The following is a 12,790-nucleotide window of genomic DNA, read 5'->3' as shown; positions in this document are numbered from 1 at the left end:
CCGCCCTTCACCGCCCTTCACCGCCCTTTCGTAGCAGCTTAGCCCCCCTCTTGTGCCATCTGCTGCAGCAGCCAGTCGCACAATTTTTGCTGCGCGCTGCCTGCGCCCCAGGCGTACGGGGCCAGCAAACAGTATTGAGAGCCATCGGCCACAAAGCCCAGCGGCGCCGCCAGCCGCCCGGCGGCCATCTCGTCCTGCACCAGCAATTGCGGCCCCACGGCCACGCCCAGCCCGGCACTGGCGGCCTGCAGGCTCAGATAGAAGTGCTCGAATACCAAATTGATAGCTGCTGGCACTTGCTGCACATAGGCTTTGGGGCTGTTTGATGTGTATTTCTGCCAGTCCTGCCAGGCATGCGGACGGGTCTTGCTGTGCAGCAAAGTGGCATCTGCACGCAGCTGATAACGGCCGTCTGCAGCCTGCGCAAAAAGCTGCACCAGCTTTTGCGGCTGGCAGACGGGGCCAATCCGCTCTTCGCGCAAAGGCACGGAGTGGGTGCTGCGGCCCCAGTCAAAGTCATTGCGGCGCAAAGCCAGATCAATTCCGCTGCCCCAGTCCACGGCGCCGCCGCCTGCCACCAGGTGCACGGTGATGTCCGGGTGTTGCACCTGAAAGTCGCCCCAGCGCGGAATCAGCCAGCGCATCAGCAGCGTGGGCTCGCAAGACAGCAGCAGCGCATGTCTGGCCACGCGCTGGCGCACGGCATCGGCGGCCTGCGCCATCTGCGCCAGCCCGGCGTGCACGCCGTCGAACAGCACACGACCATGGTCGTTGAGGAAAACACGGCGATTGCGCCGCTCAAACAGCGGCGTGCCCAATTCTTCCTCCACGGCCCGCACCGCACGGCTGACGGCGCCATGGGTCAGGTGCAGCTCATCAGCAGCGCGGCTAAAGCTCTCCAGCCGGGCCGCCGCTTCAAAGCAGCGCAGCGCCATCAGCGAAGGCATGCGGCGCGATGGACTCAGGCTACTCAGTCCGTCTATCTGTGAATCTGAATCACCAGTTTCTTGAGAAATCATCGTTATTCAAATGCCTTTGAATTTTCTAAAGTGTATGTATTCAAAGCGCTCCTGGTCATTTTTTGTTGACGCACGACTGCGCAGAAACATGATTTCCATTCAACTTTTAATTTTATGAATGCCTGGCCTACTGTGATTCTCATCACCACACTTGCCGTCATCAGCCCCGGTGCGGATTTCGCCATGGTCACGCGCACCAGCCTGATGCAATCACGCCGCGCAGGCCTGTGGGTGGCGCTGGGCATTGGCTGCGGCGTGCTGGTGCATGTCGGCTACACCTTGCTGGGGCTGGGCGTGCTGCTGCAAAGCCTGCCCTGGCTGTTCACCTTGCTGAAATGGGCCGGTGCCGCCTATCTCGTCTGGCTGGGCATATCGCTGTGGCGCGAGGCAGGCAGCCACACCGCCGCGAATGCCCCAACAGCAAATGCCCCAGCCGCACAGACTACTACTGTGCAAGAGCAGCCTGCGCAAAGCCTCTGGTCCTTCTGGCGGCTGGGCTTTCTGACCAATGCACTCAACCCCAAAACGGCCCTGTTCATCATCAGCCTGTTCACGCAGGTTGCCGGGCCTTCGGTGCCCATGCTCACGCAACTGGCCTATGGCCTCTTCATCGCCGCAGCCCATGTTCTGTGGTTTACGCTGGTGGCTTGGTTTTTCTCGGCCCCGGTGCTGCAGCCTAAAGTCCAGGCCATTCGCCCCTGGGTGGATCGCAGCCTGGGCTGCGTGCTGCTGGGCCTGGGCCTGCTGCTGATAGGCACCAACGCGCCACAAACGCTTTTAAATTAATAGCTTACAGCGCTTATCAAACATAGGCTGCAGGCCAAATACCCTTCAAACGGCATGATCTGCAACACAAACGACAGCTTGCGAGCCGTGCGCCATGCCATGCTTGGCCACTACCGCCCAAGGAGACTGTCGCCATGAAAAACCGCTACCCCTTCCCCGACCTGAACAGCCTGCCCGAAGACATCAAGCAGCGCATTGCCGAGGTACAGGAAAAGTCCGGCTTCATTCCCAATGTGTTTCTGGCCTTTGCGCGCCGCCCGGCGGAATGGCGGGCCTTCTTTGCCTATCACGATGCGCTGATGGCCAAGGAAGAAGGCTCGCTGACCAAGGGCGAGCGCGAGATGATCGTCACCACCACCAGCGCGGCCAATCAGTGCCTGTATTGCGTGGTGGCCCACGGCGCCATCCTGCGCATCTACGAGAAAAAGCCGCTGATTGCCGATCAGGTCGCCGTCAACTACCGCAAGGCCGACATCAGCCCGCGCGAGAGCGCCATGCTGGACTTTGCGATGAAGGTCTGCCAGCGCAGCCACGAAATTGACGACGCCGACTACGAAGCCCTCTACCCCCACGGCTTTGACGATGAAGACATCTGGGACATTGCGGCCATCACCGCCTTTTTTGGACTGTCCAACCGCATGGCCAGCTTTGCCGGCATGCAGCCCAACCCCGAGTTCTATCTGATGGGCCGCGTGCCACGCGAGAAAAAAGCCTGATGCCCACCCCAGCCCCGGCCATTGACCACCGCTTTCTGCTGCTGTCGCTGCAGCGCGCACTGCTGGGCGCAGTGCACCCGCAGCTGCGCCAGGCCTGCGTCGAAGCGGATACGGCAGCCCTGCACCTGCGCTTGCTCTTTGAATACGATGGAGCACCAGACGAAGAAGCCCGCGAAGCCGCATCCATTGCTGCCGCCGAAGTGCTGGCTGACCTGCAAGGCCCATGGACGCTGGATGAAGAGCATCGCGCCGCGCCCCTGCCTCAGCGATTGACGGGCCTGGCGCATATTGGCTACCGCCGCTGGGAAGGTGGGTGACCCCAGCCCTGCTGCAGCGACAATCGAGCGATGGGCATCGAATACAAAATCCACTTCCCCGTCCCTCAAGGCTTTGACACCCAAGCGGTGCAGCGCAGGCTGCCTGTGGTTCAAACCGCCCCGGGCCAGATGCCCGACTATGACTTCGCGCTGGAGGCCGATGGTTTTTACTTTATCGACCATATGGGCGATGCCGCCGTCGTCGCCCGGGCGCTGCGGGTTTTGATAGACGAAGGACTGCGCCATGGCGCAGCGGTGCAGATTAGCGAGCTATAGAACCGTTCAGCGCACAAAAACACCCTGCAGCAAGGAATCACGCGCTCCCAATTTGCCGCTTGGCTGCCTCTCTCCGCCAACAACTATGATGGGCACATCACGCAACCAAAGCCAGCGCTACCCAACTATTGGCAACTGGCTCAACCCGGGCTTTATATGAATCGCCTCGGCTGGAAGTTTTTTCTCAGGCTCGCTCTGCCAGTCGCAGCGATGCTTGTCTTCTATGGCTTTGCCAGCCTTTCGACCTCGGCCAATGCGGGCAGAGAGCACCGTGGCGATACCGGGTTGGGCGTCGCCATCGTGCTGGGCTTTCTATGTTTTGCTTTGCTTGTCGGCTATCTGGTGGACCTGGTGGTTCAGCTAGTCAAGCACCAGCCTGCTCTGGTCGTGGCAGATCTGCTGGTACTGGCCGCCCTGTGCATGCCATTTGGCTGGGTCAGTTGCCACTGGTATGGAATGGTCGATAGCACCATCTGCTGGCTGCCTCTTCATGCGTTTGGTGCACTGCTGAATCTGCTGCAGATTTGATAACTGTCAGCGCTTTTGGCTAAAGCGCTGGCAACCATTCAATCCAAAGCTCAGGCCTTGAAGGTTAGCCAAGGCTTGAGCCGCACACTGGCGCGAATCAGCCCCGCTTCTTCCTGCGCTTGCAGCACCGGGCCCACCGGCTTGTAAGCGCTGGGAGCTTCCTCGATCAAACGCTCCTCACGCAAGGTGATGCATTGCCAGACGGATTCCACCAGCGGCTGCTTCATGCGGCGCGTGTCCTGCCTGCGCACCTGACGGCCCGAGCCGTGGCTGCAGGACTGCAGCCAGTCCTCATTGCCCAGGCCCTTGACCAGAAACGAGTAGTCGCCCATGGAGCCGGGAATCAAGGCCCACTGCCCATCATGCGCAGGGGTCGAGCCTTTGCGGTGCACGTTGAACTCGCCCTCGCGCATCACCACGTTGTGCGGCACATCGACAATCAGCTGCGACGCATCAAGCGCAGCCATATCGGTCAACTCCTTGCGCACCAGCTCGGCCAGCGCCATGCGGTTGAACCAGGCGTAGCGCGCCGCCACACCCATGGCGTGCAGATAGTCCTGCGCCAGCGCTCCGCTCAGGCCATACAGGCCGTGCTGCGGGTGCTTCATGCCCTGCGGCCATTGCTGTTTGGCCAGATCCATCCAGCGGCGGCCCACATAAAAGCCCACATCACGCGAGCCGGTGTGAATCATCACCGTCACATCACCTTTTTTCAGCCCTGCGGCATAGGCGGCGTGACGGTCGTAGATTTCATCGACCACGCAGAACTCCAGAAAGTGGTTGCCGCTGCCTAAATCCGCTGCCGACGGCGGGCGCACGACTTCGCGCTCTTGCAGCAATGCCTCGGGCGCGTAGCGGCTTTGGCCCGCAAAGCCTTGCAGGCCCACGCAGGCAGCCAGCTCGCGCTGCAGGCGGTCACGGTTCACGCCCTGCCACAGGCCCAGCGCGGGCAGCTCGTCGATAAAGGCCGATGGGCCATCGTCAAACAGCGCCTTGAAACCCTTTGTCCTCACCGGCACATCGCGCCCGTTTTTCAGAATGGCCTGGGTGAGCCGACTCACGATGGTGCTCTTGTGCAGCTCGGCCTGCGTCTGGTTCAAGCCAGTCGTCATCAGGCGTATGCCGCAGTTGATATCCGTGCCAATGGCGGCGGGAATCACAAAGTCTGGCGAAGTGGCCACCACCGAGCCCACGGGCGCAATGCTGCCCGGGTGAAAGTCCGGTGTGGCACAGGCTTTGCAGACCGCGCCGTGGCCGTCGGGATCGGCCACCGAGGCAAAGTCCAGCAACTGGCTGACGGCCTTGTGCTCCAGCGGTAAGCTGTCGGGCAGCAAGATGGTGGCAGCCGCCTGCTCGTTATGGATTTGGTAAATGCTGTCTCGGTACGAGACCTGGATGCCATCGCGTGCGAGGGCTTTTTGCAGTCGGGAAAGCTTCCCGGAAACAGTAGACATGATGCTGAAATGCTGAGGTACGCCAATGCAGCCTCCCGTTGTGTGGGGAAGCCAGGTACCTTCGAGCAGCAGCTTCAAGAAGGAGATAAGCGGCGAATTCTAATCAAATGGCCGACAAGCCGCCAAATGCCGCGTTGCTAAGATGCTGCAATGCAAAACGACGCCCCCATTCCCGCCCCGCTGCAGGCGCTGTATGACGCAGCCGAAGCCATTGGCCCGCAGTTCAATCTGTCTGCCGACGCAGTGCTGGACTATTGCGGCTTGCTGCTGGAAATTCCGCCGCAGCGCGACTACATCGACTGGGCTACGCCGCGCAATGTGCTGACCTTTGCCACCACGGGCGGCGACAGCGTGCACTACAGCTTTTTGGTGGATGAGCGCCTGCCTGCAGATGTCTGCCCCATCGTCATGACGCTGCCCTGCGCCGATGCACAGAGCTTTGTGATTGCCGAGAATTTTCAGGAATTCTTTGACTACGGCTACTACGTGGGCTGGTTCAGCCTGGAGCAGCTGTACTACGAAGAGGAAGAAGGCGAGGCCTATTTTCGCCAGCCCAGCCCCACGTTTGGTGACATTGGCACAGAGCAGCTGCCACTGCTGCGCAAGGCGCTGAATATCCAGCCCGTGCCACCTACGCTGGCGCGTTTTGCCGAGTTGCAGCAAAAGTACGGTGCACTGCTGGATATTCCGCCCATGCCTGCGGATGAATAAAAACTCTCAGATTGATAGCATCAAGCCTATGTATTTAATGGGCTAAAGGCTTGTTTGGTTCAAAAATCTCTAAAATTCAATCCAGAACCCGTCAATCCAGAAAGCGCGCCGCGACTGCCGGGTCGGGCATCAGGCATTGCTCGCTTTTGCCAAACCACTGGTAGCGGTTGCGGGCAATCACTCGGTACAGCGCATCGCGCAGTGCTGCGGGTATCAGCCTAGCGACCCCAGCCAGCCGCCACGGCCAGCCCAGTGCATGCAGCACGCGCAAGATCGCGTCCGTGTGCTGCCAGCTCTGCGGGCCATCCACCAGCAGCAAGGTCTGCAGGCCTTCAATCTTCAGTCCCGCCTCAGCCAGCAACTGGCTGCCAACTTGGCCCTGTATGGCCGCAAACTGAAAAATGCCCTGCTTGTCGTGCTTGAGCAGAAACTGCACCCAGCTGTTGCACAGCAGGCATTGCGCGTCGAACACCACAATCATGCGCTCTCCTTGGGCAGCAGCAGATAGCCGCGATAACTGGCAACCACGCCAATCAGGGGTACAGCGGCCTCGATATGAAACTGCAGCCTGTCACCCGCACCTGTTTCCTCTGCCACAAGGCGTGGCGCAAGCCAGCCTGGGCAAGGGATGCCCAGAAAAAACAGGCGCTGCAGCCGCATGCGAAACCGCCCATCCACCGCCAGCAACTCAAAGCGCAACCATGCTGCGCCTAGCTTTTCGATCAGATAGCCCTTGTGCACCTGCATGGTGGAGCGCATGACTTGCGTGGGGAAAATGCGCGTCCAGGTTTCGACCTGTGGACTGGCCTGCAGCTCAAAATGAATCGCCCCTTCGGTCGCAGTGCGCGGCGTGCCGATGGTCAGCGCCAGCTGTCTGGCCGCCCAGGTCTGAGGCGCATTGGTCTGTACCCTGCCCTCCAGTTCATGCTGGCCTTGAAGACTGTGAAAGCGCTGCAGCACAGGGTCGAGTTTGCGAAACTCATCACCCATGACTTGCTGAAACAAGGAAGCGTTTTGCGTCATCCAGCCAGCTCCTTCATCTGAATATCGAGCCCCTGCGCCTCTGCCGCAAAGTCCTGCAGCGTCAGCAGCCCCATGCAGGGCCGCGCGCCGGGTGGAAGCTGTGCACCTGCGGCCAGCTTGCGCACCAGTGCACTTGCGGCCAGCGTGGGCACATAAGGGCCGTCGCCCGAACCCGCAATCAGCACCCAGCTGCGCTGACTGGGCTGGCCCTGCGCATCCAGACCGCTGATGGTGACATGCATGGCCCCGACATCGCTGCCCCAGTTTTTGAACCCGTCTGCCATGCGCTTGAGCCAGCGGGCATGGGCTGACCAGTTCTGCACCAAGCCCTTATGCGCCAGCCAGGCCATGATGCTCATGCCTCTCTGCAAAAACGATAGCTCAAGCCCTGCACCGAATCTGACCACAGGGCGGTTTTCATAACGCAGCGGCAGCAGCGCCAGATCAGGCACATCACAGGCCGACAGCAGCCTGCGCCCCACCGGCTGCGGGTAGTGATGCGCATAGCTGCGCAGCCAGCCGATCACAGGCTCAAACCTAGAACCCGGCAAGGGTTGACCGCAATAACTGAGGATGGCAGCAACGGTGGACAGCCCGCGATCCGTGCGGTTGCCGGGGCTGATACCGATATCGATGCTCTGGACGCGGGTCATGCCCTGGGCCAGCGTATCGACCACAGCGGTGGACAGTGCAGGCACCGAGCTGACACCGCTGGCCAGCAGCACACCTGCGGCCCTGGCCTGTGCATCAAGCGCTTGAATGCCGCAGACAAAATCACGTCCATCGGCCAGATCCACATAGTGCACACCGGCCTGCGCACAAGCCTGGGCCACGCGATAGTCCTGCCCCTGAAACGGGCCACTGGTGTGAATCAGAGCGTCTACAGCCAGCGCCTTGAGGCGATCTGCCAAGCCCGGTGCCATCACATCGAGCGCCTCATGGCTCAGGCTGGAACGGGCTTCGGGGGTAAGGCGCTCGACCAATTCGCGGGCTGCGGCTGCAGAGCGACCCGCAAGCACGATATGCAAACCGCTTTGCCGCGCCAGTCGGGTGACCAGACGGCTGCCGAAAAAGCCATAAGCACCAACAACCAGAACTCTGAATTCGCGCATGCCCCAGTGTAGCGGGGCAGCCGTTCAGCGCTGTTTCATAAGCCGTATTTGCGCATCTTGTCGTGCAGCGTGGTCTTGGGCGTACCCAGGGCCTGTGCGGCGCGGGTCAGGCTGCCGTCGTGGCTGCGCAGCGCGTCCACAATCAATGCCCGCTCAATGGCTTCCACGGTCGCCGCCAGCGATGGCTCTGCCGTCTGGGCCTGCGCACTTTGCAGGCCCATGTCTATGCCCAGCGTCATGCGTTCTGCCATATTGCGCAGCTCACGCACATTGCCGGGCCAGTCGTGGGCCATCAGGGTTTGCAGACGCTGCGGTGTGAGTTCTGGCACGGACCGCTGGTGGCGCGCCGCTGCCTGCAGGGCAAAGTGCTCGAACAGCAGCGGAATGTCTTCCCGGCGTTCGCGCAGCGGCGGCAGGTTCACGGTGATGACGTTGAGGCGGTAGTACAGGTCGGCACGAAACAGACCTTGCTGACTGAGGGCCAGCAAATCAACTTTGGTAGCAGCAATCACACGGCAGTCCACGGGAATCAAGGTGTTTGACCCCAGACGCTCCAGCACGCGCTCCTGCAGCACGCGCAGCAGCTTGATCTGCATGGCCATGGGCATGCTCTCGATTTCGTCCAGAAACAGTGTGCCGCCGCTGGCGTGCTCGATCTTGCCAATGCGCTTTTTGCCAGCGCCGGTGAAGGCCCCGGCTTCGCTGCCAAAGATTTCGCTGTCAAACAAAGTTTCCGGCAAGCCGCCACAGTTGATGGCCACGAAATTGCCATCCTTGCGACGGCTGGCTTCGTGCAGGCTGCGCGCCACTTTTTCCTTGCCGGTGCCGGTTTCGCCCCAGATCAGCACATCGGCCTCACTGCTGGCCAGACTCTGCACGGTGCGGCGCAGCTGCTGCATGGCGGGCGACTGGCCCAGCAGCTGCTGCTGCATCAGGTCACGGCTTTGCAGTTGCTCGCGCAGGGCGCGCACTTCCAGCACCAGCCGCCTGCGCTCCAGCGCGCGGCGCACGGCTTCGGTCAGGCGCTCGGGGGCAAACGGCTTTTCCAGAAAGTCCTGCGCACCATCCTTCATGGCCTGCACGGCCATGGAAATATCACCATGGCCGGTGATGAGGATGACGGGCAGTTCCGCATCCATGGCGTGCACCGCGGCAAGCAAATCCAGCCCGCTCATGCGCGGCAGGCGAATATCGCTGACCACCACGCCAGCGAAGTCGGCCGACAGGTGTTTCTGCGCCATCTCCGCACTGCTCATGCACCCGCACTCATAGCCTTCCAGCTGCAAGGCCTGTTCGCAGGCCATGGCGACGTCGGCGTCGTCTTCAACAATCAGAACATGGAGCTGGGAATTCATGGGCACAGACTTTTCAGAGAAGCGGCTGAGTATCCGCCAAGGGAAGGCTTAGCGTGAAGACGGCCCCTCCCTCGGGGTGATTGCGCCCTTGCAGGCAGCCGCCGCTGGCTTTGGCAATATCAGAAGACAGCGACAGGCCCAGGCCCAGACCTTCGCCTTTGAGCTTGGTGGTAAAAAAGGGCTGAAACAGGTGGGCCAGAGCCTGCTCGCTCAAGCCCGGTCCATGGTCTCGCACGCTGATATGGGCCTGCCCGTCTTTCACTTCACCGCCAATTTCAATGCGCGGCGTGCTTTGCTGCAGCATGGCATCCAGGGCATTGCCCAGCAGATTGATCAGCACCTGCTGCACGCGGTTGGTATCACACAGAACCCTGAGCTGCGCGGGAATATCGCACACCACTTCAGCGCCGCAACGGTCCATGCGCGGCTGCATCAGCGCCAGCGCTGGCTCCATGACATCGGCAAGCGGCACGGCCTGTGGCATGTCCAGCGATCTGCGCGCAAAGTTGCGCAGCTGCCCGGTGATGCGTCCCATGCGGTCCGACAGATCGGCCATGCGCTGCAGATTGCTTTGCACCATATCGGTCTGGCTGCGCTCCAGAAAGCGCTGGCTGTTGCCTGCCAGGGCGCGCAGGGCCGCCAGCGGCTGGTTGAGCTCATGGGCCACTTCGGTCGAGAGCTTTCCAATCACGGCCAGCTTGCCCGCCTGCACCAGCTCATCCTGCGCGGCACGCAGCGTGACCTCGGCTTGCATGCGTTCGGCCACCTCTTGCTGCAGCGCAGTATTGGCACTTTGCAGCTGGGCGGTGCGCTGCTGCACCTGACGCTCCAGCGCATCATGGGCCTGCTGCAGCGCTTGCCGGGCGGCCAGTTGCTCGCGCAGGTGGCTGCGCCGCTGCAGCAGCAGCGCCAGCAGCATCAGCCCCAGCGCCACCATGACGGCTGTCAGCCATGCCCGGCTTTGCGCCAGTGGCAAGGCGGATGCCAGTGGCAGCAGCACCGTCATCTTCCAGGGCGAGCCCGCCAGCGTGCGCGAAAGTGCCAGGAACTGGCCGGAGCTATAGCCCGGTGAAGCATCCACACCGCCAGGAAGCTCTACCAGCTGAACCGCGCTATTCCCTTGCAGCGAAGAGTCCAGTATTTTCCAGTTCAGCGGCTGCAGGGCCTGCTGGTTGTATTTGAGAGAGCTTTTCAGTCTGGCGCGCTGCGCGTCGTCCAGCACATCCAGCGTTGTAAACCGCCATTGCGGCACGTTGCTGAGCATGAGCACGGTGTTCTCGTCACTCACGAAGACGGGGGACTCTGCCGCAGCCCAGGAATGCTCCAGCAGCGACAGACCAACCTTGACCACGGCAATGCCACGCTGCTCGCCCTGCCCCAGCGGGGTGGTGAGGTAGTAGCCCGGCTCACCCCGTGTGGTGCCAATGCCAAAGTAGCGCCCGTAGCCCTGCCTCAGAGCCTGCTGCACATAGGGGCGAAAGCTCAGGTCTTCGCCCACAAAGCTGTCGGCACGCTGCCAGTTGCTGGCGGCCAGCACGCGGCCGGAGTGGTCCAGCAAATAGACGCTGAGGGTGCCTGCGCTCTGGCTCAGCGCTTCCAGATAGCGATTGACGTACAGGGTCAGGCCCGCATCATCGGGCACCTGCAGCAGGCTTTGCACCTGGGGCTGCAGGGCCATCACCCCGGGCAGAAATGCGTATTTGTCGATTTCTCGCTGCAGGCTGGCCGTGTAGAGGTCCAGCCTGTGATTGCCATCGACCTGAAGGCTGTCCAGCGCGTAATCGCGTGCGACGTGATAACTGCCCCAGCCTGCCAGCGCACTCAGGCCCAGCCACAGCAAAATCAGCAGGCTGGTGCGCAGACGGTTCTTGGGCGGGGCTGGCATGGTGCAGCCCATGGTATCAGCGCCCAGCCGCACTATGCGTTTCAGGCCTGGCCTGTCTGACCAGAGGCGGCAGGCAGGTGTGCACCACCAGCGCCAGCGGGCTCCATGCCCTCTTCACCTTCCCACTTGGCCACCACGGCAGTGGCAATGGCGTTACCCAGCACATTGGTCAGGGTGCGGCCCATATCGAGGAAGTGGTCGATGCCCAGAATCAGCATGATGCCGGCCTCAGGCAGGCCGAACATGGGCAGCACTGCGGCCACGACCACGAGTGCAGCACGCGGCACGCCCGCAATGCCTTTGCTGGAGATCATGAGCACCAGCAGCATGGTGATCTGCGCCGCCAGCGACATCTCAATGCCGTAGGCCTGTGCAATAAAGATGGCCAGGAACGTGGTGTAGATCATGGAGCCATCCAGGTTAAACGAGTAACCCAGAGGCAGCACAAAACCTGTGATGCGCGACTTGACGCCGAATTTTTCCAGCTGCTCCATCAGCTTGGGCAGCGTCGATTCGCTGCTGGCCGTGAAAAAGCCCACCAGCAAAGGGCCGCGGATCAGCGACAGCAGGCGGAACACGTCCTTGCCCAGCACCAGATAGCCCGCAATCGTCAGCAGCACCCACAGCGTGGCCAGTGCGATGTAAAAGCCCAGCAGGAATTTGCCAAACACCAGCAGCATGCCCAGGCCGTGGGTGGTAATCGTGGCCGCCACGGAACCAAACACCCCCAGAGGCGCAAAGCGCATCACATACTCAGTCACGCGCAGCATGACATGCGAGGTCTCTTCCATCAGGCCCACCAGCATGTGCTTTTTCTGGTGGTTCAGATAGCCCAGCGCAATGCCAAAGAAGAGCGCAAACACCAGGATCTGCAGCACCTCGTTGGTGGCCATGGCTTCAAAGATGTTCTTGGGGAAGACATGGGTGATGAAATCCTTGAAGTTCAAGGCCGATGTCTTGAGCTCCAGCCCATCGGCACTGGTGGGCAGTTCCACATTCAGGCCATGACCGGGCCTCAGCACATTGGCGTAGAAAAGGCCCAGAAACAGCGAGCAGAACGAGGCCGCAATAAACCAGCCCAGCGCACGCGTGCCCACGCGGCCTACGGACTTGGCATCGCCCATATTGGCCAGACCCGCCACCAGCGTGGCAAACACCAGCGGCGCGATGATCATCTTGATCATGCGCAGGAACACATCCGTAAGAATGCTCAGATAAGCGGCGATGGATTTGGCTTGCTCTGGCGAGGCAGCGTAGATGTGGACCAGATAGCCCACAACCACGCCCAGAACCATGGCTGCAAGGACCATGATGGTCAAGCGATTGGATTTCATTGTTTCAGTCTTGGTTTGCAGTTTCTGTGCCGCTGCGCGCCTGTGAGCACGCAACTCACAAGCAGCACAGGCAGCAACAAAAACCGGGGAGGACGATCTGAGCGAATCACCATTCACCTAGTCGCCCTGCCCCGGTTCCGGACCGGTGCGCGGGCCAGAGAAACCTCCAGCCCACGCACCCGTCCTTCAGCAACCGCGCGTACGCGGCCTGCCTCTGTTAAAGCACAGACCGTGCCAGCCCATTCGCAAACCCTAAACCCATGATTTGTTTATG

General features: G+C 61.2%; 14 protein-coding genes. 6 read left to right on the top strand and 8 right to left on the bottom strand.

The features are described from left to right. Positions 1-38: 38 nt before the first annotated feature. Positions 39-1,019: a LysR family transcriptional regulator gene (locus JDW18_RS10725; protein WP_246610443.1), complete on the bottom strand. Its 981-nt coding sequence runs from the start codon at positions 1,017-1,019 to the stop codon at positions 39-41. Between the two features lie 114 nt (positions 1,020-1,133). On the opposite strand from JDW18_RS10725, the gene JDW18_RS10720 reads away from it, so the two are divergent. The 5 genes from JDW18_RS10720 to JDW18_RS10700 all read left to right on the top strand — a co-directional run bounded on the left by JDW18_RS10720 (position 1,134) and on the right by JDW18_RS10700 (position 3,642). Further along, positions 1,134-1,805 (top strand): LysE family translocator, encoded by a 672-nt coding sequence (locus tag JDW18_RS10720; protein WP_218243591.1) that lies wholly within the window; start codon positions 1,134-1,136, stop codon positions 1,803-1,805. 134 nt (positions 1,806-1,939) lie between these two features. Then, the gene (locus tag JDW18_RS10715) at positions 1,940-2,521 is read left to right on the top strand and encodes a peroxidase-related enzyme (protein WP_218243590.1); all 582 of its coding nucleotides are present in this window, start codon (positions 1,940-1,942) and stop codon (positions 2,519-2,521) included. After that, on the top strand, positions 2,521-2,838 hold the full coding sequence (locus JDW18_RS10710) for a MafI2 family immunity protein (RefSeq protein ID WP_218243589.1): 318 nt from the start codon (positions 2,521-2,523) through the stop codon (positions 2,836-2,838). The genes JDW18_RS10715 and JDW18_RS10710 overlap by 1 nt, the downstream gene beginning before the upstream one ends. A 30-nt stretch (positions 2,839-2,868) precedes the next feature. Beyond that, positions 2,869-3,114 (top strand): hypothetical protein, encoded by a 246-nt coding sequence (locus JDW18_RS10705; protein WP_218243588.1) that lies wholly within the window; start codon positions 2,869-2,871, stop codon positions 3,112-3,114. Positions 3,115-3,324: 210 nt separating this feature from the next. After that, the gene (locus JDW18_RS10700; protein WP_218243587.1) at positions 3,325-3,642 is read left to right on the top strand and encodes a hypothetical protein; all 318 of its coding nucleotides are present in this window, start codon (positions 3,325-3,327) and stop codon (positions 3,640-3,642) included. 50 nt (positions 3,643-3,692) lie between these two features. On the opposite strand, the gene JDW18_RS10695 is transcribed toward JDW18_RS10700, so the two are convergent. Then, a complete protein-coding gene (locus JDW18_RS10695) occupies positions 3,693-5,096 on the bottom strand; it encodes an RtcB family protein (RefSeq protein WP_218243586.1) in 1,404 nt (467 codons plus the stop codon). A 150-nt stretch (positions 5,097-5,246) separates the two neighbouring features. On the opposite strand from JDW18_RS10695, the gene JDW18_RS10690 reads away from it, so the two are divergent. Beyond that, the gene (locus tag JDW18_RS10690; protein ID WP_218243585.1) at positions 5,247-5,807 is read left to right on the top strand and encodes a hypothetical protein; all 561 of its coding nucleotides are present in this window, start codon (positions 5,247-5,249) and stop codon (positions 5,805-5,807) included. 91 nt (positions 5,808-5,898) lie between these two features. Here JDW18_RS10690 and JDW18_RS10685 read toward each other — a convergent pair whose 3' ends face one another. The 6 genes from JDW18_RS10685 to JDW18_RS10660 are packed head-to-tail and all read right to left on the bottom strand — an operon-like array spanning position 5,899 to position 12,516. Next, the gene (locus JDW18_RS10685) at positions 5,899-6,288 is read right to left on the bottom strand and encodes a thiol-disulfide oxidoreductase DCC family protein (RefSeq protein ID WP_218243584.1); all 390 of its coding nucleotides are present in this window, start codon (positions 6,286-6,288) and stop codon (positions 5,899-5,901) included. Then, a complete protein-coding gene (locus JDW18_RS10680) occupies positions 6,285-6,830 on the bottom strand; it encodes a DUF4166 domain-containing protein (protein WP_218243583.1) in 546 nt (181 codons plus the stop codon). Before JDW18_RS10680 ends, JDW18_RS10685 begins: the two co-directional genes overlap by 4 nt. Beyond that, complete coding sequence (locus tag JDW18_RS10675; RefSeq protein WP_218243582.1) at positions 6,827-7,942, bottom strand: saccharopine dehydrogenase family protein; 1,116 nt, start codon at positions 7,940-7,942, stop codon at positions 6,827-6,829. Before JDW18_RS10675 ends, JDW18_RS10680 begins: the two co-directional genes overlap by 4 nt. 35 nt (positions 7,943-7,977) lie before the next feature. Next, positions 7,978-9,297 (bottom strand): sigma-54-dependent transcriptional regulator, encoded by a 1,320-nt coding sequence (locus tag JDW18_RS10670; protein ID WP_218243581.1) that lies wholly within the window; start codon positions 9,295-9,297, stop codon positions 7,978-7,980. Between the two features lie 13 nt (positions 9,298-9,310). After that, positions 9,311-11,182, bottom strand: coding sequence for a sensor histidine kinase (locus tag JDW18_RS10665; RefSeq protein WP_246610441.1), 1,872 nt, complete (start codon positions 11,180-11,182; stop codon positions 9,311-9,313). A 41-nt stretch (positions 11,183-11,223) separates the two neighbouring features. Then, complete coding sequence (locus JDW18_RS10660) at positions 11,224-12,516, bottom strand: dicarboxylate/amino acid:cation symporter (protein ID WP_218243579.1); 1,293 nt, start codon at positions 12,514-12,516, stop codon at positions 11,224-11,226. Positions 12,517-12,790 lie beyond the last annotated feature (274 nt).

It is taken from the genome of Comamonas fluminis (assembly GCF_019186805.1).
Lineage (GTDB): Bacteria > Pseudomonadota > Gammaproteobacteria > Burkholderiales > Burkholderiaceae_C > Comamonas > Comamonas fluminis.
The sequence above is the reverse complement of the archived record's forward strand: the minus strand, read 5'-3'. Positions and strand labels throughout refer to the sequence as shown.